This window comes from Pseudomonas putida (assembly GCF_016406145.1).
In the GTDB taxonomy this organism is placed as follows: domain Bacteria; phylum Pseudomonadota; class Gammaproteobacteria; order Pseudomonadales; family Pseudomonadaceae; genus Aquipseudomonas; species Aquipseudomonas putida_E.
In genome coordinates this window covers 3,380,064-3,405,835 of the sequence record NZ_CP066306.1, presented here as the reverse complement: position 1 = coordinate 3,405,835, position 25,772 = coordinate 3,380,064, and the positions used below count along the sequence as shown (strand labels likewise).

The window sequence follows — 25,772 nt, the reverse complement described above, 5'->3', positions numbered from 1 at the left end:
CGGTTTATCGTAGGATCTTTAAAATTTAGAACTGAGGGTTACACGGGTTCCAGCGCCCGTTCTTCTTCCGCCACCACCCGTTGGCACAACTCGATGATCTGCTCGCGCATCCAGCGGTTGGCCGGATCCTGATCGGTGCTTTCGTGCCAGTACAGGTGCGTCTCAAGCGCAGGCACTTCCACCGGCAGAGGCTGGTAGCGCAATTGATGGCGACGAGCAAACCGTTCTGGCACGGTCATCGCCATGTCGGTCTGTTGCAGTACCTGCGAAGCCATCAGGTAGTGCTGCGAGCGCAGGGCGACCTTGCGCTGCACGCCCATCTTGCCCAGCGCCAGGTCGACATAGCCCAGGCCGTTTCGACGGCTGGAAATATGGATATGGGTCATGCTCAGGTAGCTGTCGAGGGTGAGTCTGGCGTCGGCCAGCGGATGACCCTGGCGCAGGGCGCAGACATAGCGGTCCTGCATCAGCTTGACGTGGCGCACTTGCGGGTCGGTATTGAGCGGCGCATCGACGGCAAAGTCCAGGCGCCCGGCGGCCAGTTCCTTGGTTGTTTCGCGACGCTTGCACAGGAAACTCTCGATCAGCACCGCAGGCGCCAGGCGGCGCAGGCGCTGGAACAGCGGGGGCAGGATCACCGCTTCGGTAAGGTCGGTCATGCTGATGCGGAAGGTCTTGTTGGCCTGCTGCGGGTTGAAGATGCGGCTTTCCTGCACCGAGGTACGCAGCAGCGCCAAGGCGTTGCGCACCGGGCCGATGATGTTCTGCGCCATGGGGGTGGGCACCATGCCCTGGGCGGTGCGCACGAAAAGCGGGTCGTTGAAGGTTTCGCGCAGGCGCGATAGCGCGTTTGACACCGCTGGCTGGGTAATACCGACGATCTGCCCGGCGCGGGTCAGGTTGGCTTCGGTGTAGATGGCATCGAAGACGATGAACAGGTTCAGGTCGACCTTGCTGAGGTTCATGGGCGCCGCTCTTTGTTTGAATTATCGGCCGATCATATATCGGTTATGAATGTTTATACACGCAGAAAATAGACTAGGTGGATTGAGGCGTGCTGCTCTAGGCTCTGCCCATGTACTTCGAACCGTGAAGGTAGCCCCGATGGATTTCGCCTATTCACCCAAGGTCCAGGCACTGCGCGAGCGCGTCACCGCGTTCATGGATACTCATGTCTATCCCGCCGAGCCAGTGTTCGAGCGCCAGGTTGCCGAGGGTGACCGCTGGCAACCCACCGCAATCATGGAGGAACTCAAGGCCAAGGCCCGCGCCGAGGGCCTGTGGAACCTGTTCTTGCCTGAGTCGCAGTACGGTGCCGGCCTTAGCAACCTGGAATACGCGCCCCTGGCCGAGATCATGGGCCGCTCGCTGCTGGGGCCGGAGCCCTTCAACTGCTCGGCGCCGGACACCGGCAACATGGAAGTGTTGGTGCGCTATGGCAGCGAGGCGCAGAAGCGCCAATGGCTGGAGCCTCTGCTGCGGGGCGAGATTCGCTCGGCTTTTGCCATGACCGAACCGGACGTGGCCTCCTCGGACGCCACCAACATGGCCGCCACTGCCGTGCGTGACGGTGATGAGTGGGTGATCAACGGCCGCAAGTGGTGGACCTCCGGGGCCTGCGACCCGCGCTGCAAGGTGATGATCTTCATGGGCCTGTCCAACCCTGATGGCCCGCGCCACCAGCAGCACTCGATGGTGCTGGTGCCGACTGATGCACCGGGGGTGAAGATCGTTCGGCCGTTGCCCGTGTTCGGCTACGACGACGCCCCCCACGGCCACGCCGAGGTGCTGTTCGAGAACGTGCGTGTGCCCTATGACAGCGTCATCCTTGGTGAGGGCCGCGGCTTCGAGATCGCCCAGGGGCGCCTGGGCCCTGGCCGCATCCACCACTGCATGCGGTCGGTCGGCATGGCCGAGCGGGCGCTGGAGCTGATGTGCAGGCGCTCCGTCGAGCGCACAGCGTTCGGCCGGCCGCTGGCACGGCTGGGCGGCAACGTCGACAAGATCGCCGACTCACGCATGGAAATCGACATGGCGCGGCTATTGACCCTGAAGGCGGCGTACATGATGGACACGGTCGGCAACAAGGTGGCGCGAAGCGAGATCGCACAGATCAAGGTGGTAGCGCCGAATGTCGCATTGAAAGTGATCGACCGTGCGATTCAGCTCCATGGTGGGGCAGGGGTGAGCGGGGATTTCCCGCTGGCGTACATGTACGCGATGCAGCGTACCTTGCGCCTGGCTGACGGGCCCGATGAGGTGCACCGGGCGGCGATTGGCAAGTATGAGATCGGCAAGTATGTGCCGGTGGATATGTTGCGTAGCGGGCGGTGAGGGCGCGCTCGACGAACTGTTTTTGAGTACTTTGTAAGCAAAACTTCAGGTAGAGGGAGGGTCAGACCCGCAATTGCGGGTCTTCTTCCTTTTTGGCGCTCTTGGTCTGCGCGGATGGGGGCTGTTCCACTTGGGCTTCACCTACGACCGCTTTCTCCCCACGCGTCTTGATCAGCGACACCACCACCCCACCGAGCAACAACCCGAACGTCACGCCCAGCGACAGCAGTGCTGGCACCTTGCCCACCATGCCGTGGTAGAAGATCTTGCAGCCGATGAAAATCAGCACCAGCGCCAACGCGTACTTGAGGTAAACGAAGCGGTGCATCAATGCCGACAAGGCAAAGTACAGTGAACGCAAACCGAGAATGGCAAAGATGTTCGAGGTGTAAACAATGAATGGATCCTGCGTGATGGCGAAGATTGCAGGCACGCTGTCGACGGCAAACACCAGGTCGGCCAGTTCGATCAGCACCAGCGCCAGGAACAGCGGTGTGGCATAGCGCAATGCCTTGCTCTCGCCTGGCGGGGTGAGGCGCACGAAGAAGTGTGAACCATGAATCTGGTCAGTCACGCGCATGTGCCGCCTGACGAACTTGAGCACCGGGTTGTTGGCCAGGTCGGGGTGGCTGTCTTCTTTCGAAAACGCCATTTTTACCCCGGTAAACAGCAGGAATGCCCCGAAGATGTACAGCACCCATTCAAAGTTCTGTACCAGTGTTGCGCCCACGCCGATCATGATCGCACGCAGGAACACCACCCCCAGGATGCCCCAGAACAGCACCCGATGCTGGTACCGACGGGGGATGGCGAAGAAACCGAAAATCATCGCCATGACGAATACGTTGTCCATCGACAAGGACTGTTCGACCAAAAAGCCGGTGTAGAACTCAAGCGCCGACTGCGCGCCCAGTTGGTACCAGACCCACGCGCCGAACAGCACGCCCACGCTGAAATAGCCCGAGTACAGCAGCAGGCTTTCGCGCATTTCGATTTCACGTTCTTTGCGGTGCAGCACGCCCAGGTCGAGTACCAGCAGGCCGATGACGATGGCCATGAACACCAGCCACAACCAGGTGCTGGTACCGAGGAATGGCGTTGTGAGGAATGTGTGTAGAGCTGTCATGAGCCCCTCCTTGATTGTCGACGTTGCATGGCAACAGTGATCCGACATGGCGGCGCGGTAGCCGTCAGAGGGGCCCGGTATCACATGAATTTGAGCCTAGACCCATTTCCCCGTGATGCCGAATGGCGCGCTGTTACAAATTTTTGCCTGAGCCTGTGCGCGGCTGCCTGCCTCAGTACACCCAAACCTCCACCCGGCGGTTACGCAAGCGCCCCTGTTCCAGCTCGTTACCCGCAACCGGCAACTCGTCGCCCATGCCGGTAACCTCCAGCACTTCGACGCCATCGCGCGCCAGTTCACGGCGTACCGCCTGCGCGCGCAAGCGCGAGAGCAGGGCGGCGCGGCCCGGTGTTTCTTTGGGGTCGCCAAAGCCGACCAGCACCGCCTTGTTTTGCAGCTTGCCGGCCTGGCGCAGGTAGTCGGCGACGCGCTTTGTATCGCGCAGGGCCTTGTTGTCGAGGCTGGCACTGCCTTCCTGGAAACGGAAGTTGACGCTCAGGCGCTGTGCCTTCTGCGCCAAGTTGCGGTAGCGCGGCGGCATATCGACCTGTGCTGGTATCGCCAGGGACTTGATCTGCTGTGAGACGAACCCTTGCTCGGCGACGATTGCCTGGCCGGCAGGGCTCTGAGCGAATTCTGCCAGCGCCTTGGCCTGCGACTTAGCGTTGGCGGGCAAATAGAAGTACAGCCGGCGTGACAGGGGGTAGTCCTCGCTCGCCACCAGCGGGCGGTCCGGCAGCATGGCTGGCGCATCACCTTCGGCGATCGCCAGCACCTTGGCTCCGTGCACCGCTGCCAGGCTGCTGAACCCGATGGCCTGGCGATCTGCACGTACCCGATCGGCCAACTCATCACTGGATTCGAAACGCTGCGCCTGTCGGGCCAGTTCACTGCGGTGCGGTTCCAGCACCAGTGCCTTGAAGGTCTCGAAGGTACCGGAGCGGTCGTCGCGTGCATAGAGGTGTATCGGGCCGCCTGCCAAGCCCAGTTGCTCCCAATACTGGATCCGCCCCGAGAAGATGTGTGCCAATTGTTCGGTGTTGAGCTGTGGCAGGGGATTGTCGGGGTGGACGAACACTGCAACACCATCCAGACCGATCACTTGCTCGGCACCGGCTGCACGCAAGTCACCCAGCGCCTTGAGCTGGCGCACCTCGGTATCGTTGATGGGACGAGACGCTGCGGCCAGGTCGGCCTCGCCATGGCCAAGCGCGATAAAGCCGGTACTCGAGCCGTGCGCCGCGATGTCGATGCGCAGAGGCTGGCCCTGGGCATCAACGGCGGTTATCACGGTCTCGTTGGCCACAGCGCCTGGCCGTTGCTCGATCGCCGTTGCCTGTTGCGCCCACAGATGCCCCTGCACCAGCGCAGGCAGCAGGGCCGCGCCGATGGTGTTGGAACCTTGTACGCGCAGGTGCACAGGCTCGGCCACGGCCGTCAGGGGGAGCAGGGGAAGCAGCAAGAGCAACAGACGGAGCATGCCGGGCGACCTTTGGCACAGAGTTGCCCGGCAGATTACGACGGTAGGGTGACCGAAATGTGACTATGCGCGTGCCAGCGATGAGCTGCCGGGCAGCCTCAGGTGTGCGGGACCTGCTTGGAGACTGCACCACCGGCATACTGCGGTTTCAGGTGCCCTTGTTCATCCAGCAGGTACGCATCCATCACCTCGCGCACCACCGGCCCGGCCACCCGGCCACCGGCCTCGCCATTCTCGATCATCACAGCCACCACCACACTCGGGTGCTCGGCAGGTGCAAAGCCGACGAACAGGGCGTTGTCACGGTGGCGCTCCAGGGTCTTGTTGCGGTTGTAGCGCTCCCCCTGCTTGATCGCCACCACCTGCGCGGTGCCGCTCTTGCCGGCGATGCGGTACTGGGCCCCGGCGGCGGCGGCGCGGGCAATGCCGCGCGGGTCGTGCATGACCATCTGCATACCCTGGCTGACCTGGTCCCAGGCGTGCCGGTCGTGCAGCACGATATCGGGCATCGGGTTCGGGTCGACCGGTGTTTCGCCACCCACGGTCAAGGCCAGGTGCGGGCGGTGCCATACGCCCTTGCTGGCCAGAAGGCTGGTGGCCTGGGCCAGTTGTAGCGGGGTGACCTGCATGTAGCCCTGGCCGATGCCCAGGATCAGCGTTTCGCCGGGGTACCAGGCCTGGCGGCGGGTGGCGCGTTTCCATTGGGCAGACGGCATCAACCCCGAAGCCTCTTCGTTCATGTCCAGCGAGACCTTCTGGCCAAGACCGAACTCGGCCATGTAGTCGTGCAGACGGTCGATGCCGAGCTTGTGCGCCAGGTCGTAGAAGTAGGTGTCGTTGGAGCGCATGATGGCGGTGTACATGTCTACCCAGCCATCGCCGCTGCGGTTCCAGTTCCTGTACTTGTGCTCGTAGTTGGGCAGCTCGTAGTACCCGGGGTCGAATACCCGGCTGCCGGGAGTGATCACACCACTGTCGAGGCCGGCGATGGCCACTTCCGGCTTGACCGTCGACCCCGGTGCATACAGCCCGCGCAGCACGCGGTTGAACAGCGGCCGGTCGATGGAATCGCGCAGGGCAGCGTACTGTTTGAAGCTGATGCCCTTGACGAACAGGTTGGGATCGAAACTGGGATTGCTGACCATCGCCAGCACGTCGCCGTTGGCCGGGTCGAGCACCACCACCGCCCCACGGCGGTCGCCCAAGGCTTTTTCTGCAGCCACTTGCAGGTGGGCGTCGAGGCTCAGCACAATGTCTTCGCCCGGGGTAGGGGCCTGATGCTTGAGCACGCGCATCACCCGGCCCTGGGCATTGGTCTCGACCTCCTCGTAGCCGACGTGGCCGTGCAGCCGGCTTTCGTAGAAGTGTTCGATACCGGTCTTGCCGATCGATTGGGTGCCGCGATACTCGGTGCTGTCGAGGGTCTTGGCTTCCTTTTCGTTGATCCGCCCGACATAGCCGACCGAATGGGCGAAGTGCTCGGCAAGCGGGTATTCACGGATGAACTGCGGTTCTACATCCAGGCCCGGCAGGCGGAACTGGTTGACCGCTACCAGGGCGATCTGCTCCTCGGTCAGGCCAACCATCAGGGTGACCGGTTCAAACGGCTTGCGTCCACGGCGCAGGTCCTTGTCGAACTGCTTGCGGTCCTCCTCGCCCAAACCCAGAACCTGGGTCAGGGTATCGAGCACCTTGGCCGAGTCGCCGGCGCGCTCACGGGTCATGGTCAGGTCGAAACTAGGCTTGTTGTCGGCCAGCACCACGCCGTTGCGGTCGTAGATCAGCCCGCGCTCGGGGGCGATGGGCAGGACGTGTACGCGGTTGTTTTCCGATACCGCGCTTTGCTGGTCGTGTTGCAGCACTTGCAGCACGTAGAGACGGCCGATCAGCACGGCGACCAGGCAGAAGACCAGGGCAGCGCAAGCCAGGAGCCGGCGGTTGACCAGGTGTTTTTCCTTTTCGTGGTCCTTGAGAGGGATCGGTTGGGGCATGGGCGGTGATGTATCGGCTGAGCGCGAACCTGTGGGAGCCGGCCTGCCGGCGACTACGCCAGGCCAGCCAACATGGATGTAGACGAGTGCCATGCACTCGAATCGCCGGCAAGCCGGCTCCCACAAGGATGCGGGGCGGCGATGCTACGCGTGCCCGGGCCGCACCTCAAGGCAGGCGCGTTGCGTAAAACCGGGCATCCGGTGTTTCATCCCGTCATCAGGGCGCTGAAAGCCTGTATGAAGATTTGTTCATTCACCTGCCTTGGCCGGCTTGAGACCGTGAATGGATGACTGGGGCAGGCCATTTGGTTAGAATGCACGCGGGTGCTAGCTGCATGACGCAGTGACGCAGGTTAAATAACTACGCAGGTCGGGCCGCCGTGCGGGAGTTCTTGTGCCCATGCAAAAACACGTAATGCCCCGTGCCCAGCAAATTGCCCAACGCGCATTCGCCAACTTCGAACGCTTTCTGCATATCGAGGCCGTGAGCGGCGTCGTACTGTTGATCGCCGCCGTTGCAGCACTGATCTGGGCGAATTCGCCCGCTGCCGAAAGCTATGACGCCCTCTGGCACACGCCGATAAGCTTTGGTATCGGCTCCCTGGTCTATTCCCAGTCACTGCATTTCTGGATCAACGACGGCCTGATGACCATCTTCTTCCTGGTCGTCGGTATGGAGATCCGTCGCGAAATCCATGAAGGCGCGCTGTCCAGCCTGCGCCAAGCCACGCTGCCGATGGCGGCAGCTGTCGGTGGTGTGGTGGTACCCGCACTCATCTACCTGGCGTTCAATCATTCGCCTCCCGCGCAAGAGGGGTGGGCAGTGCCCACCGCCACCGACATCGCCTTTGCAGTGGGTGTGCTGGCGCTGCTGGGCAAGTCGATCCCTTCCAATGTGCGGGTGTTCCTGCTCGCCCTGGCGATCATTGACGACATCATCGCCGTACTGATCATTGCCTTTTTCTACTCCGGTGGCCTGGATTACAGCGGTTTCGGCGTCGCCGCCATCGGCCTGCTGCTGGTGCTCGGCCTGCAAAAGATCGGTGTCGGTTCGGCCTATGCCTACATCATCCCCGGGTTCATCACCTGGCTGGGCATGTTGATGACCGGTGCCCACCCCACCTTGGCGGGCGTGGTACTTGGCCTGATGACGCCGGTCAGGGCCATGCCCTTGGGCGAGCGCCCGCTGGAGGCTGTTACCCGCTTCACCGACGACCTGCTCGGTCGCGCCAAGGCACCGCAGATCGATGACAGCGAACTGATGAGCCCGCTGAAAAACCTGCGTGTGGCGCAGCGTGAACTGGTAGCCCCCGTGCTGCGCGTGCAAGGCCATCTGCACCCTTGGGTGGCGTTCGCGATCATGCCGCTGTTCGCCCTGGCCAACGCCGGTGTCGGGTTGTCTGGTGTAGACCTGTCTGCCGATGGCCCTCACTGGGTGATGACTGGTGTGGCTGTGGCGCTGGTCTTGGGCAAGCCGTTGGGTATCGTGACGATCAGCTGGCTGATGGTACGTTTGGGCTGGTGTGCGCTGCCGGCGGGCGTTACCTGGCACGGCATCACGCTGATCGGGCTGTTGGCGGGCATCGGCTTTACCATGTCGATCTTCATTGCCAACCTGGCGTTCTCTGACCCTGGCGTCCTGGGCGCGGCGAAGCTTGGCGTACTGTCGGGCTCGGTCATTGCTGCTGTGATCGGCCTGACTTGGGGTGTGTGGAGCCTGCGCAAGGCAGCCAAGGCTGCACCGGCCCAAGTTGGCTGATAGGCCAGCCGGGTAACGGGCAGGTGGGTGCACATTTTTTTTCAGAGGTGCATCCAATCTGCATCCTGGCGGGTATTACAGGTAGCGCGACTTCGCGCTGTCGATTACTCGCCAGGAGATTTGCACCATGAACAGCCCAGTTACCATGCTGATGCTCACAGGCGGCTTAGTCCTGATCGTGGCCAGCCAGGCCGCTCACGCTCAATCCGCCTTGCCCGACGCGGTCAAGGTTCCGGATGGCCACACCGTCATGCTGGAAACCGTCGGTGTGGGCCAGGTCACCTACGAATGCCGCGACAAAGCCAATGCCCCCGGCCAGACCGAGTGGACATTCGTCGGCCCCAAAGCGGTACTCAAGGACAGGTCTGGCAAGGCGGTGGGTGACTATTTCGGGCCGCCCGCCACCTGGCAGGCCAAAGACGGCTCGAAGGTCACCGGCACCCAGTTGGCCGTGGCGCCAGCGGCCAAGGGCGACCTGCCTTACCAGCTGGTTCAGGCCAGCCCGGCCGAAGGTAAAGGGGCCATGACCGGTGTGAGCTATATCCAGCGCGTGGCCACCCGCGGCGGTGTTGCGCCGGCAACTGCCTGCTCGATGCAAAACAAAGGTGAGCGCAAAATCGTTGATTACCAGGCTGACTATATCTTCTGGGCGGCAAAATGATGGCAGTGCGCATAGGCAGGTAAGCCACTGGCGTCTACGCTGATCGACAGCCCCCCGGCCCGATGGCTGGGGGAACCGTCCAGGGACTATAGGGCTGACCTTGCAGTGAACTCACCTTTGCCCCCTTTTGACTTTCAGCGTTGCCTTGAAGCCTGCGCACGGGGAGACCGCCGAGCGCTGCATGCACTCTATGAGGAGGAGGGCGCACGCCTGCTAGGCGTGGTGCGCCGTATCGCCCGCGACCACGCTACAGCAGAAGACATCCTGCACGATGCCTTCATTCGGATATGGTCCGGGGCTGCCAGCTTCGACCCTGCACGCGGCTCTGCGCGGGGCTGGATCTATAGCGTGACCCGGCACCTGGCGCTCAACTACATACGCGACTCCCGGCGCGAAGTCGTGCTGGATGAAGGGGCGTTTGACAGTGCACAAGTACCGCTGCCCTATGCGAGTGATATGGATCTCATGGCGGACTCGGCCAAGGTTCACCGTTGCCTCGAGCAACTGGAACCCTCACGCAAGCTGTGCATCCTGCACGCGTATGTCGACGGTTGCAGCCATGCCGAAATCGCCGGGTTGCTGAACACGCCGTTGGGTACCGTCAAAGCCTGGATCAAACGCAGCCTGAAGGCGTTGCGGGAGTGCATGGGATGAAGAAGCCACAAGGCGAGACTGCCGACGCACTTGAGGAATTGGCCGGGGAGTACGTATTGGGTACCTTGTCGGCCGAACAACATGAGGCTGTGCGTCAACGCCTGACAGAGGATCAGCAGTTGCGTGGTGCCGTGGATGCCTGGGAGCAGCGGCTACTGGCGTTGAACGCACTCGCTGAGCCTTTGGCGCCCAGCCCACGTTTGTGGGGGCGGATCAGCCGCAGCGTCGATGCACAGCCACAGCCACAGCCACAGCCACAGCGCATTGCGCCGCCAACGCAGTCAGGGCGTTGGTGGCATCGCCTTGTGCTATGGCAGGGCCTGGCTGGTGCAGGCCTGGTTGCCAGCCTGCTGTTAGCCTTCACTCTGCTTACCGCCAAGGCGCCGGAGCCTTCTTACCTCGTGGTGCTGGTTGCGCCGGCAGACAGTGCCCCCGGGTGGGTAGTGCAGGCTAGCGATACCCGTAGCATTCAACTGATTCCCTTGGGGCAGTTCGCGGTGCCGAGCGACAAGGTGCTGCAGTTCTGGACCAAGGGCGAACAGTGGCAGGCGCCACTGTCGCTGGGCCTGGTCAAACCTGGCGAGCAATATCGGGTGCCCGCGCATGACCTGCCTCCCCTGGAGCCCAACCAACTGTTCGAATTGACCCTGGAAAGAGCGGGCGGCTCGCCGACCGGGCGCCCAACCGGGCCTGTGCAGTTCATCGGTCGGGCGGTGAAGGTGCTTTGACAGTGCCTTGTGCAAGGGCAGCAAAAAGCGGCGCCTGCGCGCCGCTCTACAGGCTTGCATCCCGCTATCAATCGCCGGTCACCAGCTGACGGGCCAGCTGATTGTGGCGCTCCAGCACCAGCGGCAGGTCGACTGTGGTGATGCGGCCGTCCTTTACCACTACGCGGCCGTTTATCACGCTGGTGTCGACCTGGGTCGGGGTGCAGAACACCAAGGCCGCAAGCGGGTCGTGGTGGGCGCCTGCGTAGGCGACATGGCCGAGGTCGAAGGCGACGAAGTCGGCGACCATGCCCGGCGCCAAGGCGCCGATGTCATTACGGTTGAGCACCTTGGCACCGCCGAGGGTGGCGATTTCCAGCGCTTCGCGTGCGGTCATCGCGTCGGGGCCGAAGCCGACACGCTGCAGCAGCAGCGCCTGGCGCACTTCACCGATCATGCTGGCGCCATCGTTGGAGGCCGAGCCATCGACGCCCAGGCCCACGGGCACCCCGTGGTCGCGCATCTTGCGGATCGGTGCAATACCCGAAGCCAGGCGCATGTTCGAGCACGGGCAGTGGGCCACACCGGTGCCGGTACGGGCGAACAGCTCGATGCCGTGCTGGTCGAGTTGCACGCAGTGCGCGTGCCACACATCGTGGCCGACCCAGCCCAGGTCCTCGGCGTATTCGGCAGGTGTCATGCCGAACTTTTCGCGGCTGTAAGCGATATCGTTGACGTTTTCAGCCAAGTGGGTGTGCAGCGAAACCCCGTAATTGCGTGCCAGCACCGCCGCTTCACGCATCAGGTCGCGGCTGACCGAGAACGGCGAGCAGGGCGCCACGACCACGCGCAGCATCGAGCCATGGCTGGCGTCGTGGTAGTCCTCGATCAGGCGCTGCGACTCCTTGAGTATGTCGCTTTCCTTTTCCACCACCGAGTCTGGCGGCAGCCCGCCTTGGCTGCGCCCTACGCTCATGCTGCCGCGTGCGGCATGGAAACGCATGCCGATTTCCCCGGCGGCGTGGATGCTGTCGTCGAGCTTGCAGCCATTGGGGTAGATGTACAGGTGGTCGCTGGAGGTGGTGCAGCCGGAGAGAATCAGTTCGGCCATCGCGGTCTGCGTCGATACCGCGATCATTTCGGGCGTCAACCGTGCCCAGATCGGGTAAAGGTTGGTCAGCCAGTTGAACAGCTCACCGTCCTGGGCCGCCGGGACCACGCGGGTGAGGCTTTGATACATGTGATGGTGGGTGTTGACCAGCCCCGGGATGACCACCTTGCCGGTCATGTCCAGAATCTCGTCGGCGTGCTGGGGCAGCTCGTCGCTGGGGCCAACCTGCTTGATCAGGTTGTCTTCTATGAACAGGCCGCCGCGTCTGATCTCGCGGCGCTCGCCGTCCATCGTCACCAGCAGTTCGGCGTTCTTTATCAGCAAAGTCTTGGGCATAGGTATTCCTTCCCGCGAAGGGCGGGGCGCAATTCGTCAGTGCGGACACCTGGTTTTTTCTCGAGGGCAACCAGGCTCGGTGTGGAAAACACGGAGTGGGCAGCAGGGCCAGTCAGCGCAGCCGCGCACGTGCCGACACCGCTAAGTCACAAAGACCAGGCGCGAGACGGCGGATGGGTGCATAGGGCAACGGGTGAACGGCGAATGCGTCGATTCGCAGAGGGCGCTCGAAGTGAATGAGCAGATAGCGGTAATGCATGGCTTTAGCCTGTCGCAATACGCAGCGGCGATTACCACTGTCGTAGGCGCGGGTTGATGTAACCAGAAATGTTCATTTTTGTATACGAAAAATTCTGCATTGAATGTCCAGGTGGTGCCACGGCGCTTTGCGCAGTACATGGCCTGGTTTATGTTGGGCGCCCAAGGCATGCACTTCGACAGGACGCCACCAATGCCATCGCCAACACAATTGATCAGCCCCCTGTGCCTTGCCCTGGCCAGCCAATGGGCTTGGGCCGACCAGCCGCTGCCCGCGCCCCCGGAGCTAGGGTCAGGTTACCGCTCCGGCCTGCAACCGGTTCACGCCAACCGGCACATGGTGGCGGCTGCCAATCCGCTGGCCAGCGAAGCCGGGCGGGCGATGCTGCGCGCCGGTGGCAGTGCCATCGATGCGGCAATTGCCATGCAGATGGTGCTCACCCTGGTCGAGCCGCAGTCCAGCGGCATTGGCGGTGGGGCGTTCATCCTGTACTGGGACGGCAAACGGGTACAGGCATTCGACGGGCGCGAGACCGCGCCGGCAGCCGTCACCCAAACGCTGTTCCTGCAACCGGACGGCACCCCGATGCCATTCCGGGCAGCGCAGATCGGCGGGCGCTCGGTAGGCGTACCAGGGGTGCTGCGTGCCTTGAAAATGGCGCACGAGCAACATGGCAAGCTACCGTGGCGTCAACTGTTCGCGCCGGCTATTGCCTTGGCACGCAGTGGTTTCCCTGTGTCCGAGCGCCTGCACGCGTTGCTGGCGGGTGACCCTTTCATCGCCGATTCACCCACCATGGCCCGCTATTTCCTGGATGAGCATGGCCAGCCGCTGGCGGTGGGAACGCTGCTACGCAACCCCGAACTTGCCCATACCTTCGAACGCATCGCGCAACAGGGCATTGATGCGTTCTATACCGGTGAAATTGCCGAAGCGATCGTCGCCCAGGTACAGGGGCATGCCAATGCCGGGCTCCTGTCACTGGAGGATTTGCGCCAGTACCAGGCCAAGGAGCGCACGCCGTTATGCGGCCCTTACAAGGCCTGGCAGATCTGCGGCATGCCGCCGCCATCTTCAGGTGCAGTGACCGTGCTGCAGACCTTGGGCATCCTCGAGGCGCTGCAGCACGCCATGCCACAACGCGACCTTGCGAAGCTACCGCCCAGCGTCAGTGCTTCGCCGGCAGGCCTTGAGCCTGCGCCGCTGGCCGTTCACCTGATTGCCGAGGCCGAACGGCTGGCCTACGCCGATCGTGCCCAGTACCTGGCCGACAGCGACTATGTGCCGATACCGCTCAAGGCATTGACCGCCCCGGCGTACCTGGCCGGGCGGGCCGAGCTGATCGGCGACTTCAGCATGAAACATGCGCGACCGGGCAAGCCGCAGGGCGCGGACCTGGCCTTGGCCCCGGACCGCTCGCCGTTGCGCATTTCCACCTCGCACCTTTCGGCGGTGGATGACAGCGGTCAGGCGCTGGCCATGACCACTTCGGTAGAGGCTGCATTCGGTTCGCATCTGATGGTCAAGGGCTTCCTGCTGAACAATCAGTTGACCGACTTTTCCTTCATCCCACAGGAGAAGGGCAAGCTCGTTGCCAACCGGGTTGAACCGGGCAAGCGGCCGTTGTCGGCGATGGCCCCGACCCTGGTGTTTTCGCAGGCGTCCGGGGAACTGGTGGCCAGCCTCGGATCACCCGGTGGCTCGCAGATCATCGGCTACGTCAACAAGGCGCTGGTGGGTTTGCTGGACTGGCGGCTCGACCCACAACAGGCCAGCAACCTGCCCAACTTCGGCAGCCGCAACGCCGGTACCGAAGTGGAAGCCGGGCTGACCAGCCCGGCGCTGGTCCGGCAATTGGCGGCCTGGGGCCATGAGGTGACGCCCATGACCATGACCAGCGGCATGCAGATCATCCAGCGTACCGGCCCAGGCTGGGCGGGTGGAGCCGACCCGCGGCGCGAAGGCGTGGCGCTTGGCGATTAGCCATGGTAGAAGACAACCTTGTCATTCAAATGTTGAATACCAGGATGTCTATCAGCGTTAAATCGAATAGGGCTCTGTTCGACCTCGACCTGCTGCGTGCCATCGTCGTCGTGGCCGATTGCGGCAGCTTCACCACCGCTGCCGCACGCCTGCATTCGACGCAATCGACCATCAGTCAGAAAGTCCGCCGGCTCGAGGATATGGTCGGCCATCGCCTGCTGGTGCGCGGGAACCGTGACGTGTTGCCGACCGACGCCGGCCAGACCTTGCTCGGCTACGCCCGGCACATGCTGGCATTGAACGACCAGATGCTCGAGGCTTTGGCCGGTGCCATGGTCGGCGTCACCGTACGTTTGGGCGTTCCCGAAGATTTCGTCGGCGGGCGCACCACCAACGCGCTGTCGGCATTCAGCCGGCTGCACCCGCAGGTCAAGCTGGAGGTCACCAGCGGCCTGTGCCGCGACCTCAGCCAGGCCTATGACAATGGCGAACTTGACCTGGTGTTGCTCAAGCAGCGACGCAACAGCCGCGAAGGCGTGGCGTGCTGGCCCGAGCGTCTGCAGTGGATCGACAGCGCACGCATGCCGTCCTTCGAGCTCGACCCGATCCCGCTGGTGACCTTTCCGCCACGCGGCTTGTACCGCGATGACATGATCACCGCCATCGAAGGCATGGGCCGGCGCTGGCGCATCAGTTTCACCAGCTCCAGCCTCAGTGGCATCCAGGCCGCGGTGGCCGACGGCATGGGCATCAGCCTGTTGCCACCACGGGCGGCGACCCCTGAGCATCGGGTGCTTGGCAGGCAACACGGGTTGCCTGAGGTGGACAGCTACGAAATCGTCATCGTCCACCGGCCGACGGCGGATGTGATGGTCACGGCATTGGCCAAGGTAATGTCGCAGGTGCTGGAGGGTGGAGGGATCTGATGCCTGCACTGAGCCCATCGCTGGCGATGGGGCCCGGAAGATCAGTGCATTACGGCATGCCCAACCACTGCGGCAGTGCCAGCGAAATGAACGGCACGTAAGTCACCAGCACCAGGAACAGCAGCAGGATCGACAGCCACGGCAGCGCGGCGCGAATCGTCTGCCCCAGCGTCAGGCCCGTCACCGCTGAAGTCACGAACAGGTTCAGCCCCACCGGTGGATGCACCAGGCCGATCTCCATGTTCACCACCATGACGATCCCCAGATGAATCGGGTCGATCCCAAGCTTCATGGCGATCGGGAAGAAGATCGGCGCGAGAATCAGGATGATCGCCGACGGCTCCATGAAGCTGCCCGCCACCAGCAGTACCACGTTGACCATGATCAGGAAACCGATCGGCGTCAGGCCCTCGGACAGCACCCACTGGGTGATCTGCTGGGGGATCTGCTCGGTGGTCAGCACATGGGCGAACAACATGGCGTTGGCGATGATGAACAGCAGCATGATGGTCAGCCGGCCCGACTCCAGCAATACCTTCGGGCAGTCGCGCAGGCGCATGTCCTTGTACACGAACAGCGCGATGAACGCTGAGTACACCGCTGCCACGGCGGCCGCCTCGGTGGGGGTGAACATGCCGCTGTAGATGCCGCCCAGGATGATCACCAACAGCAACAGCCCCCAGAACGCGCGCCTGGCGGTGCTCAACCATTCGGCAAAACTGGCACGAGGTTGTGCGGGCAGTTTCTTGATCCGGGCGACGATATAGATCGTTACCATCAGCGCCAGGCCCAGCAGGATGCCTGGCACCACACCGGCCATGAACAGCTTGCCTACCGAGGTCTCGGTCGCCGCCGAGTACACCACCATGACGATCGATGGCGGAATCAGGATGCCCAGGGTGCCGGCGTTGCAGATGATCCCCGCGCCGAACTCGCGGGGATAACCGGAGCGCACCATGCCGGCAACGGCAATCGAACCCACCGCCGCGACCGTGGCCGGCGACGAGCCCGACAACGCCGCGAACAGCATGCATGCCAGCACTGCGGCAATGGCCAGGCCGCCACGGATGTGCCCGACGCAGGCGTTGGCGAAGTCGATCAGCCGCTGGGCCACGCCACCGGTGGTCATGAACGCGCCCGACAGCAGGAAGAACGGGATGGCCAGGAAGGTGTAACTGTCGGAGGTCTCGAACAGCTTGATCGCCAGCGAGCTGAGAGAGTCCTGGCTGAACATCAGGATTGAAAGTGCGCCCGACAAGCCCAGCGAAATCGCGATCGGCACTCCCAGGAACATGAACACGAACAACAACAGGAACAGGCAGATAACCGTCATCAGTGATGCTCCTCACCCGGGTTGGCCAGCTTGCTCGCCTCTGCAGCCTCGTCGGCCAGGCCCAGGCCATACTGGCGATGGGTGAACAGGCGATAGAGGATCTCCAGGTAGCGGACAATGACCAAGGCGAAACCGAAGGGCACGATCAGCGCGATATGGCCGACCTTGATGCCATAGCGGTCCAGGTCTTCGGCGCCGATGCCGGCCACAAGCACAGCGCTTACCCATTTGATGCTCGCCACCAGGAACAGCCCGGCATACGCCAGGCAACAGGCACAGGCGATCATCGCCAGTACCCGTTGCACTGGCTTGCGGGTGCGCCGCACCAGTACGTCGACACCCAAGTGGCCAGCGGTGCGCACGCCATAGGAGATCCCGAAAAAGATCAGCCAACCGAATAGCGCCTTGGTCAGGGCGATGCTCCAGGTCATTTCCTGGGCGTAACCCATCAGGTGGTCGCCGATGCCCAGCAGCAGGTCACTGGCAAAAGCCCAGTGGTCACTGAGCGTGTAGAACACGGTATAGAGGTTGTTCAGTGCTACGTAGACGAAGGTCACCAAGGTCATGGCCGCCAGGAGAAAGGCGATCATGCCCTCCTCGAAGTGCTCCCAGACACGCCTGAGCGATTGCATAGGAATTCTCCAGACAGAGAGAGGGCTGGCCACCTGTGCGCAGGTGGCCGGGGCAGGGCGTGCGGCTGTCAGGAAGCCTTGTTGGCGGCCTCGGCTGCCTTGATCAAGTCAGCGCCGATCTGACCGGAGAACTTGTCCCACACCGGGCGCATGGCCTCACGCCATTGCTGGCGCTGCTCGGCAGTCAGGGCATCGATCTCGCTGGTCTTGGCATCGATGATTTTCTGCCTGGAGGTCTGGTTCAGGGCTTCGGCCTGTTTGTTCACCTCGACGGTGACCTGGTCCATGAGCGTTTGCAGCTCGCCACGCACGTCCTCAGGCAGGCCGTTCCAGAACTTGGCGTTGGTGATCACCATGTAGTCGATCAGGCCGTGGTTGGTCTCGGTGAAGAACGGCTGCACTTCGTTGACCTTCTGGCTTTCATAGTTCGACCAGGTGTTTTCGGTGCCATTGACCGTGCCGGTCTGCAGGCCCTGATAAACCTCGGCAAAGCTCATCTTGCGCGGGTTGGCGCGGATCGCCTTGAACTGCTCTTCGAGCACGCTGGAGGCTTGCACGCGGAATTTCAGGCCGCGGGCATCTTTGGGCAGGATCACTTTCTTGTTGGCCGACAGCTGCTTGAGGCCGTTGTGCCAGTAGGCCAGGCCGTGGATGCCTTTGTCGTCCATCGACGTCAGCAGTGCCTTGCCCTGCGGGCCTTGCTGGAAGCGGTCGACGGCCGCCAGGTCGTCGAACAGGAACGGCAGGTCGAAGATTTGCACCTGCTTGTTGTAGTGCTCGAACTTGGCCAGCGAAGGCGCCAGCATCTGCACATCCCCCAGCAGCAACGCTTCCATCTCCTTGCCGTCGCCGAACAGTGACGAATTGGGGTAGACCTCGACCTTGACCTTGTCCTTGAGCTGCGGGTCCGCCGCCACCAGCTTCTGGAACATCAGCGCACCCTGGCCTTTGGGCGTGCTGTCGGCCACGACGTGGGCGAACTTGATGATGATCGGGTCGGCAGCCTGTGCAAGGCCGGCCATGGACACTGCGGCGGCGCAAAACAGCGCCTGGGTCAGCTTGAACATCGATGTCACCTCTGATTTATTTTTGTAGGAGGATGGATGTAACGATGGACCAATGGCTTGCGTGTGGTGAATTAGCATTTGTGTAAGGCGGCATTCGGTTTAGCCGAACGCCGGCTCAGTTCAACCGGACGCCTGTGCCAACAACCGTCGCGCCCGCAACACCACCGGCGCATCCACCATTTGCCCGTCCAGCTGAAACGCACCGGCCCCGTTAGCTGCGGCGCTCGCCGCCAGCACCCGTCGGGCCCAGGCCAGCGCTTCGGCGTCGGGCGCGAGTGCCGCGTGAATCACCGGCACTTGCCTGGGGTGAATGCACAACGCCCCGCCATACCCCAAGTCGCAGGCATGCCGTACCGCCTGGTGCAAACCTTCGGTGTCGCCAATGGCAGGAAACACGCCATCGAGCGGCGGCAGCAGGTCGGCACCCCGCGAGTGTAGCTGCACGGCCATGCGCGCCTGGTCAAGAAACTGCCGGGCAGCATCGCTGTCGGTGTTCAGATGAAGGTCCAGCGCCAAGTCGAGGCTGCCGAACGACAACCGCTCGACCCCCTCGGCATGGGCGATCTGCTCGAGCGCCAGCAGGCCTTTGGCGCTTTCGATGATGGGCCAGACCGGTTTGCCGATGTGCCGGGCAACGGCCACTTGGGCGGCGTTTTCCACCTTGGGCAGCAGCACGCCGGCGATACCAGGCTGCTGCGCGCAGAAAGCCAGGTCTGCAGCATGCTCGGCGTGCTGCGGCGCGTTCACACGGACCCACACCGACGCCAGTGGCGTGGCCTGCAGGAAAGCCCCCAGGTTGTCCCGGGCCTGGCGCTTGAGAGGTTCCTCCACGGCATCCTCGAAATCGACGATGACGGCATCGGCCCCCGCTGCCAGCGCCTTGGCGAAACGCTCAGGCCGGCTGCCGGGTACGAACAGTGCAGAGCGGACGCTGTTCATACCACACCACCCGCGGCCAGGCTGGCCTGCTCTGCCGGGCTGAAGCCCAGCTCGCCGAGGATACCCTGGGTGTGTTGGCCAAGCGCCGGCACGGCGTCCATGCGTGGGGCAAAGGCCGCGTTGCGCCCTGGTGGCAGCAGCGAGGGCAGCTTGCCGACCGGGCTGTCCACTTCACGCCAGCAGCCGCGGGCCTGCAACTGCGGGTGTTGCCACACCCCGTGCATGTCGTTTACCCGCGCGTTAGCGATTTGCGCATCTTCAAGGCGTGCCACTACCTCGTCCAGCGACAGGCTGGCGAAGCCATCGATGATGATCTGCCGCAGCACCTCACGGTTATCCGAGCGCTTGAAGTTGGCATTGAAGCGGTCATCAGTGGCCAGCGCCGGGTCAAGCAGCACCTTTTCGCAGAACAAGGCCCATTCCCGTTCGTTCTGAAGGCCAAGCATGATCGTGCCGCCACCACCGGTGGGGAACGGCCCATACGGGTAAATGGTGGAGTGCGAAGCGCCAGCGCGCGGGGGAGGCGGCGCGCCGTCGTAGGCGTAGTACATCGGGTAGCCCATCCACTCCACCAGGCTTTCCAGCATCGACACGTCGATGCGGCTGCCGATGCCGGTCTTGTCACGCAGCAGCAACGCCGAGAGCACGCCGGTATAGGCGTACATGCCGGCGGCGATATCGGCGATCGAGCAGCCGGCCTTGGCCATGTCGTTTTCGCCAGGGCCACCGGTTACCGAAAGAAAGCCGCCTTCGCTCTGGATCAGCAGGTCATAGGCTTTTTTCTTTTCATAAGGGCCGCCTTCGCCATACCCGGAGATATCGCACACGATAAGCCGTGGGAAGCGGGCGTGCAGGGCGTCGAACGACAAACCCATGCGCGCTGCCGCTCCCGGTGCGAGGTTTTGCACCAGCACATCCGCCTTGGCCAGCAGGGCCTCGAGAATACCGTCGGCGGCGTCCTGCTTGAGGTCCAGGGTGAGGCTTTCCTTGGAGCGGTTGGTCCAGACGAAGTGCGAGGCCAGGCCATCGACACGCTGATCGTAGCCGCGGGCGAAGTCGCCGCTGCCAGGGCGCTCGACCTTGATCACGCGGGCGCCGAGGTCGGCCAATTGGCGCGTGCAGAAGGGGGCCGCGATAGCGTGCTCCAGGCTGATCACGGTGATGCCGTCCAGCGGGCGTGGCGTTGTTTGAGTCATAGGGTCACCTGTTGGTGTTCAGTGCAGATCAGCCAGCGAGCGGGCGTCGCGCAGTTGCCAGACCCGCTCGATCAATGCCTGGCACTGGGCCGGGCTGCGCGCGCCGGAATACGCCAGCAGGCGCTGAAACTTGGCCGCAAGCTCCGGGCGCGACAGGGTGTTGCCGGGGTCACCTTTGGGTTCGTCGATGGCGGCGCTGAAGCTGCGGCTGTCGGTGCAGGTGACGTCCACGCGGCCCAGCCAGCGCTTGGGGTAGGCGGCGTCCACTTCGGCGTCCAGTTGCATCTCGACGTGCTCGCGAAAGTGCGCGACCTGTGGGTCGGTCAGCGCCAAGTCACGGAAGTCGATGAGTTGCGCGCTGCCATGCACCGCAATCAGGCCGAGTACGGTACCCATGGAGAACTTGGCCTGGTGCACGGTGGCAGGTGTGGTGACGCGGCCAAGCACATCGATTGCGCCCTGATGCACGCGGGTGACGACCCTGGCGATCTGTTCATGGCCCAGGCCTTCGCGCTGCATCAACAGCAGCAAGGCATCGGCGGCGGGGGGGGTATGGCGACACGAAGCGTGGTACTTGAACGAGGTTTCCACCAGCGCCCAGCGCGTGCCCAGGCGGTCGCTCAGGCGCGCCGGGTCGGCATCGCTGGACATGCCGGCGGCCATGCCCTGTTCGCCTTCGAGGATATTGCGTGCACCGCTCAGGCCATCGGCGGTGAGATAGGCGGCCAGCAGACCGTCGGCGGCGGCCTTGGCGGTATGTAACTGTTTGGAGTCGGCGGCGTCGCGCAGGAACTCCCAGAGCCCGGCGGCCTGGGTGCCGGCGCTGCCGAGCAGGTTGATGAACTGCGTCTGGTTGAAGCCCAGCAGTTTGCCCACCCCGACTGCTGCGGCCAGGGTGCCGACGGTGGCGGTGGTATGGAAGATGCGGTAATGCGAGCGACCGAGGAATTCACCGATACGGATGCCGGCTTCATAGCCGGCGACTGCGGCCAGCAACAGGTCCTGGCCAGACTTGCCAAGGTCCTGCGCCGCCGCCAGTACGGCAGAAAACACCACGGTCGCCGGGTGCAGCACCGAGCTGTTGTGCAGGTCGTCCTGCTCGACCAGGTGCGAGGCAGCACCATTGACCAGGGCGGCAAAGTAGGGGGACGAGGTACGCCCGCTGGTCAATACCCGCGCGTTGCCCTGCGCAGGCCCCATGCGTTCGGCATAGCGCTCGAACAGCGGGATCGGGTGCGCGCCTTGGCTGGCGAGGGCCGAGCCAAGCCAGTCCAGGAACAGGTCTTCGGTGCGGTCCAGCACGTGGCCGGGCAGGTGCGTGTAGCGCAGGTCGGCGAGAAAGCCGGCCAGGGCGTGGGTATGTTGCATGCTCAGGCCCTCAGAAGCTGCGCGGCAGTTCGAGCAGGTGCTCGGCCACGTAGGACAGGATCAGGTTGGTGGAAATCGGCGCCACCTGGTACAGGCGGGTCTCGCGGAACTTGCGCTCGACGTCGTATTCGCAGGCGAAGCCGAAGCCGCCATGGGTTTGCAGGCACGCATTGGCGGCTTCCCACGAGGCCTTCGCCGCCAGGTACTTGGCCATGTTGGCGCTGGCCCCGGCATTCTGCCCGCTGTCGTATTCGGCGCAGGCGCGCCAGCGCATCAGGTCGGCGGCTTCGATTTCGATGTGCGCTTCGGCGATAGGGAACTGCACGCCCTGGTTCTGCCCGATTGGCCGGCCGAACACCACGCGGTCACGGGCATAGGCGCTGGCTTTTTCGACGAACCAGCGGCCGTCACCGATGCACTCGGCGGCAATCAAGGTACGTTCGGCGTTGAGGCCGTCGAGGATGTACCTGAAGCCTTTGCCTTCTTCGCCGATCAGGCTGCTGGCCGGCAGTTCCAGGTTGTCGAAGAACAGCTCGTTGGTCTCGTGGTTGACCATGTTGGCGATCGGCTGCACGGTCAGCCCATTGCCAATGGCGTCGCGCAGGTCGACCAGGAAGATCGACATGCCCTCGGACTTTTTCTTCACCTCAGGCAAAGGCGTGGTGCGGGCCAGCAGGATCATCAGGTCGGAATGCTGGACCCGCGAGATCCACACTTTTTGCCCGTTGATCACGTACTTGTCGCCTTGGCGCACCGCAGTGGTCTTGATCTTGGTGGTGTCGGTACCGGTGGTGGGCTCGGTCACGCCCATCGACTGCAGGCGCAGCTCGCCACTGGCCAGTTTGGGCAGGTAGTGGCGCTTCTGTTCCTCGCTGCCATGGCGCAGCAGGGTGAACATGTTGTACATCTGCCCATGCACCGTGCCGGAGTTGCCACCGCAGGCATTAACTTCTTCGAGGATCACCGAGGCTTCGGCCAGGCCCAGGCCCGATCCGCCGTACTGCTCCGGAATCATCGCCGACAGCCACCCGGCGTCGGTCATGGCTTTTACAAAGGCTTCAGGGAAGCCTTTTTCTTCATCGATTTTGCGCCAGTAGCTGGCATCGAATTCGGCGCACAAGGCGCGCACGCCTTCGCGGATGGCATTGAGGTCATCACTGTCGTACGTATGCATGCGGGGTTCCCTGTCCAGTTCTCAGTCGAAAATCACGTCGGCGCTCTGCGCCACGCCGTCGGCATTGCCGGCCCACAGTTGCGCCTGGCCCGGTGCGCCAATGCGCCCGGCCACTTCGAATGGCGTGGGCACGGTCAGTGGGCGTACGCCGCGATAGGCGAATTGGCGCAGGCGCTTGCCAGGGTTGGCGCGCAGGAAGGCGCGCAGGGTGAGGGTGGCAATCAACGGGCCGTGCACGACCAGGCCGGCGTAGCCTTCGGCGCTGGTGACATAGGGGTGGTCATAGTGGATGCGGTGGCCGTTGAAGGTGACGGCGGAGTAACGGAACAGCAGAGTCGGGGAGGGCGTGACGGCCTCGCTCCAGTCGCCTGGGGCGGTTGGCGCGGCGCTGCTCAGTTTGGGCGGGTTCGGTTCGCGGTAGACGATATCCTGCTCTTCACGTACGCACAGTTCGCCCTGCTGTGAGTACTCGTGGCGCACCGTGACGAACAGCAAGGCGCCCGTGCGGCCGTGCTTCTCTTCGATATGCACGATGGTCGACAGGCGATGGGCCTCGGCGCCGACCTTGAGCGGGGTAAAGAATTCGACGCGCCCCCCGGCCCACATGCGGTTGCGATTGTCGGCGGGCGGCAGGAAGCCGCCGCGCGCCGGGTGACCATCGCTGCCCAGTTGCGATTCGGCCACCGGCTCCTGGAAAAAGCACCACATCCACAGCGGCGGCAGGGGCTGACCCACGGCGGGGGCGGCTTCGCCGAAGGTGGCGGCGATACGTTTGATCAGGTTGCGGCTGAGCTCATCGACGGCCTCTTCCGTGCGGCCGATCCAGGCGCTGTGATCCGTGGGCGGGTGCGTAGCAGTCATAACCATTGGCCTCTGCATTTGTTGTTATGCAGCGATCATGCGAGGGACTTGGCATTCTGTGAATTTGCATTTATGTAAGGCAGCGTTCATGTATGCTGAACGCCTGCTCCACATTCGGATAGGCCCATGCATTTTGATCTGGCAGACCTGAGGCTGTTCATTCATATCGGCGAGTCACCGAGCCTGACCCAAGGCGCGCGGCGCGCATTCCTCTCACCGGCAGCTGCAAGTGCGCGCGTCAAGGCCCTGGAGGCGCAGCTCGACACGCGCCTGCTGTACCGCGACAGCCGGGGTGTCGAACTGACCCCGGCCGGGCAAAAACTGCTCATGCACGCGCGGTTGATCATGCGCCAGGTGGACTACCTGAAAGCCGAGTTCGCCCAGTTCGGCACCGATTCGGCCGGGCATATCCGCATCTTTGCCAACACCACCGCAGTGACCGAGTTTCTGCCCGAAGTGCTGGCGGGCTTTCTCGCCAAACGTCCCGGCGTGACCGTGGACCTGCAGGAGCGCCTGTCGCGGGATATCGTGCGCGGTGTGCTCGATGGCAGCAGCGACATGGGCATCATCGCAGGCCCCGTGGAAGCCAGCGGTTTGCAGGTGCTGCACTTCAGTACCGACCGGCTGGTGCTGATCGTGCCTGCAGGGCATGAGCTGGCTGCCAGCAGGCAGGTCACGCTCAAGCAGACGCTGGCGTTCCAGCATATCGGCCTGCACGACGGCAGCACCTTGCTCAGCTTCCTGCGCGACCATGTCGAACGCATGGGCCTGAATCTGTCGCTGCGTATCCAGCTGTCGAGCTTCGAGGCCATATGCCGGCTGGTGGAGGCGGGCGTGGGGATTGGCATCATCCCCGAGTCAGCGGCTGTCCGGCACAGCCAGACCATGAACCTGGTCACCATCGAACTGGATGAAGCGTGGGCCGTGCGCGAGCGGAGCATTCTGGTGCGCGAGCTGGATGCGTTACCAGGTACGGTGAGGGCGTTGATCGCCACCTTGATGCCTGAGGGGGCAGACAGGGCACTGCAGCCGCCCCTGGGCCCCTAGAAGAAACTGCGCTGAGCCTTGAACGTCAGCATGCTCTCGCAATACGTGTTGATACCGGCATAGGCACCGCAGCCCCCGCCGTTGAGGTCGGAGTTGCTGTAGATCAGGTTCAGGTCGATGCCCAGCCAGGGGCGCGACAGCTCCAGCGACCAGTCGGAGAACGCATTCACCTGGCTGCCGTCGCCGATGGTGAAGGGCGTGCCGAGGCGGTGATGGGCGAGTTTGACCGTGAGGTCGATGTCGAACAGCGGCAGCTGGCCAAAGTCGGCGAACAGGGTGCCGGTGCGATTGTCCGGGTTGTCACGCCAGGCCCCGCCGATTCGGCTGCCCATGACCGAAATGCCGCCATACAACGCATAGCTGTCCGGCCCTGCGATGTTCGGCTGGCTGTAGTGGATCAGGCCTACTTCGTAACCCAGTGTGCTGTCGAAGTGGTGCTTGTAGCCCAGGTAGCTGTCTAGGCGCAGTGTGGAATCAGGCGTCACGCCCATGCTCGGCGCATACTGGCCCACGTACCAACCGCTGGGGTGGCTGAGGTCCAGGCCACCGTGAAAGGCGCCGCTGGCGCTGGGCGAGATCAGCCCCTGGGCCATGCTGCGTGAAGGCGTGGTGCCAAGTTTGAAGTCGAAATCGCCCAGTTGGCGTTGGATCTGCTGCGCTTGCAGCACCGGGCTGAACAGCAGGGCCGCACTGAGCAACAGAAGGGGCCTGGTCATGGTCACCGTCCTGGAAGGCTTGCGCTTGAGCGGCACAGGATACCCGTGTTGGCTGGCGGGGAAAACAGCGTGGCGTTCTTCAAACGGGTGGAGAGGTCGATCAGGGGCCGGG

General features: G+C 63.4%; 22 protein-coding genes. 8 read left to right on the top strand and 14 right to left on the bottom strand.

Annotated features, from left to right (window positions below):
* Window positions 1-38: 38 nt before the first annotated feature.
* The gene (locus tag JET17_RS15535; RefSeq protein WP_012314911.1) at window positions 39-965 is read right to left on the bottom strand and encodes a LysR family transcriptional regulator; all 927 of its coding nucleotides are present in this window, start codon (window positions 963-965) and stop codon (window positions 39-41) included.
* Between the two features lie 139 nt (window positions 966-1,104).
* On the opposite strand from JET17_RS15535, the gene JET17_RS15530 reads away from it, so the two are divergent.
* Window positions 1,105-2,334, top strand: a complete 1,230-nt coding sequence (locus JET17_RS15530) for an acyl-CoA dehydrogenase (RefSeq protein WP_012314910.1) — start codon at window positions 1,105-1,107, stop codon at window positions 2,332-2,334.
* A 61-nt stretch (window positions 2,335-2,395) separates the two neighbouring features.
* Here JET17_RS15530 and JET17_RS15525 read toward each other — a convergent pair whose 3' ends face one another.
* The 3 genes from JET17_RS15525 to mrdA form a co-directional block, all read right to left on the bottom strand.
* A complete protein-coding gene (locus JET17_RS15525; protein ID WP_012314909.1) occupies window positions 2,396-3,460 on the bottom strand; it encodes a TerC family protein in 1,065 nt (354 codons plus the stop codon).
* Between the two features lie 172 nt (window positions 3,461-3,632).
* The gene (locus JET17_RS15520; protein ID WP_012314908.1) at window positions 3,633-4,940 is read right to left on the bottom strand and encodes a substrate-binding domain-containing protein; all 1,308 of its coding nucleotides are present in this window, start codon (window positions 4,938-4,940) and stop codon (window positions 3,633-3,635) included.
* Window positions 4,941-5,038: 98 nt separating this feature from the next.
* Entirely contained in the window at window positions 5,039-6,931 is a 1,893-nt protein-coding gene (mrdA, locus tag JET17_RS15515) for a penicillin-binding protein 2 (RefSeq protein WP_012314907.1), read from the bottom strand.
* Between the two features lie 400 nt (window positions 6,932-7,331).
* Between mrdA and nhaA the strand changes: the two genes are divergently transcribed.
* The 4 genes from nhaA to JET17_RS15495 all read left to right on the top strand — a co-directional run bounded on the left by nhaA (window position 7,332) and on the right by JET17_RS15495 (window position 10,733).
* Window positions 7,332-8,690, top strand: coding sequence for a Na+/H+ antiporter NhaA (gene nhaA, locus JET17_RS15510; RefSeq protein ID WP_012314906.1), 1,359 nt, complete (start codon window positions 7,332-7,334; stop codon window positions 8,688-8,690).
* 145 nt (window positions 8,691-8,835) lie between these two features.
* Window positions 8,836-9,351 carry a DUF3455 domain-containing protein gene (locus tag JET17_RS15505; protein ID WP_404602425.1) on the top strand — a complete coding sequence of 172 codons (516 nt, stop codon included), beginning with the start codon at window positions 8,836-8,838 and terminating at the stop codon, window positions 9,349-9,351.
* Window positions 9,352-9,456: 105 nt separating this feature from the next.
* Window positions 9,457-10,005 (top strand): sigma-70 family RNA polymerase sigma factor, encoded by a 549-nt coding sequence (locus tag JET17_RS15500; RefSeq protein WP_012314904.1) that lies wholly within the window; start codon window positions 9,457-9,459, stop codon window positions 10,003-10,005.
* Window positions 10,002-10,733 (top strand): anti-sigma factor, encoded by a 732-nt coding sequence (locus JET17_RS15495; protein WP_012314903.1) that lies wholly within the window; start codon window positions 10,002-10,004, stop codon window positions 10,731-10,733. Before JET17_RS15500 ends, JET17_RS15495 begins: the two co-directional genes overlap by 4 nt.
* Window positions 10,734-10,800: 67 nt before the next feature.
* Here the strand turns inward: JET17_RS15495 and JET17_RS15490 are convergent, their stop codons facing one another.
* Window positions 10,801-12,159, bottom strand: a complete 1,359-nt coding sequence (locus JET17_RS15490) for an 8-oxoguanine deaminase (RefSeq protein ID WP_012314902.1) — start codon at window positions 12,157-12,159, stop codon at window positions 10,801-10,803.
* A gap of 451 nt (window positions 12,160-12,610) precedes the next feature.
* Here JET17_RS15490 and ggt point away from each other — a divergent pair, with 451 nt between their 5' ends.
* Entirely contained in the window at window positions 12,611-14,401 is a 1,791-nt protein-coding gene (gene ggt / locus JET17_RS15485; protein ID WP_012314901.1) for a gamma-glutamyltransferase, read from the top strand.
* 44 nt (window positions 14,402-14,445) lie between these two features.
* Window positions 14,446-15,327, top strand: coding sequence for a LysR substrate-binding domain-containing protein (locus JET17_RS15480; RefSeq protein ID WP_042112037.1), 882 nt, complete (start codon window positions 14,446-14,448; stop codon window positions 15,325-15,327).
* A 49-nt stretch (window positions 15,328-15,376) separates the two neighbouring features.
* Here the strand turns inward: JET17_RS15480 and dctM are convergent, their stop codons facing one another.
* The 8 genes from dctM to JET17_RS15440 form a co-directional block, all read right to left on the bottom strand.
* Window positions 15,377-16,660, bottom strand: coding sequence for a C4-dicarboxylate TRAP transporter large permease protein DctM (gene dctM, locus JET17_RS15475; RefSeq protein ID WP_012314899.1), 1,284 nt, complete (start codon window positions 16,658-16,660; stop codon window positions 15,377-15,379).
* Window positions 16,660-17,292, bottom strand: a complete 633-nt coding sequence (locus tag JET17_RS15470) for a TRAP transporter small permease (protein WP_012314898.1) — start codon at window positions 17,290-17,292, stop codon at window positions 16,660-16,662. The genes dctM and JET17_RS15470 overlap by 1 nt, the downstream gene beginning before the upstream one ends.
* A 68-nt stretch (window positions 17,293-17,360) precedes the next feature.
* Window positions 17,361-18,359 (bottom strand): TRAP transporter substrate-binding protein, encoded by a 999-nt coding sequence (locus JET17_RS15465; protein ID WP_012314897.1) that lies wholly within the window; start codon window positions 18,357-18,359, stop codon window positions 17,361-17,363.
* A 120-nt stretch (window positions 18,360-18,479) separates the two neighbouring features.
* Window positions 18,480-19,298: an HpcH/HpaI aldolase/citrate lyase family protein gene (locus JET17_RS15460; RefSeq protein WP_012314896.1), complete on the bottom strand. Its 819-nt coding sequence runs from the start codon at window positions 19,296-19,298 to the stop codon at window positions 18,480-18,482.
* Window positions 19,295-20,494: a CaiB/BaiF CoA transferase family protein gene (locus JET17_RS15455; protein ID WP_012314895.1), complete on the bottom strand. Its 1,200-nt coding sequence runs from the start codon at window positions 20,492-20,494 to the stop codon at window positions 19,295-19,297. The genes JET17_RS15460 and JET17_RS15455 overlap by 4 nt, the downstream gene beginning before the upstream one ends.
* A gap of 18 nt (window positions 20,495-20,512) precedes the next feature.
* Window positions 20,513-21,862: an MmgE/PrpD family protein gene (locus JET17_RS15450; protein ID WP_012314894.1), complete on the bottom strand. Its 1,350-nt coding sequence runs from the start codon at window positions 21,860-21,862 to the stop codon at window positions 20,513-20,515.
* Window positions 21,863-21,872: 10 nt separating this feature from the next.
* A complete protein-coding gene (locus JET17_RS15445) occupies window positions 21,873-23,036 on the bottom strand; it encodes an acyl-CoA dehydrogenase family protein (protein ID WP_012314893.1) in 1,164 nt (387 codons plus the stop codon).
* Window positions 23,037-23,057: 21 nt separating this feature from the next.
* A complete protein-coding gene (locus JET17_RS15440; RefSeq protein ID WP_012314892.1) occupies window positions 23,058-23,897 on the bottom strand; it encodes an FAS1-like dehydratase domain-containing protein in 840 nt (279 codons plus the stop codon).
* A gap of 126 nt (window positions 23,898-24,023) precedes the next feature.
* Here JET17_RS15440 and JET17_RS15435 point away from each other — a divergent pair, with 126 nt between their 5' ends.
* On the top strand, window positions 24,024-24,944 hold the full coding sequence (locus JET17_RS15435; protein ID WP_012314891.1) for a LysR family transcriptional regulator: 921 nt from the start codon (window positions 24,024-24,026) through the stop codon (window positions 24,942-24,944).
* Here JET17_RS15435 and JET17_RS15430 read toward each other — a convergent pair.
* A complete protein-coding gene (locus JET17_RS15430; protein WP_012314890.1) occupies window positions 24,941-25,660 on the bottom strand; it encodes a TorF family putative porin in 720 nt (239 codons plus the stop codon). The genes JET17_RS15435 and JET17_RS15430 overlap by 4 nt on opposite strands.
* Window positions 25,661-25,772: the final 112 nt, after the last annotated feature.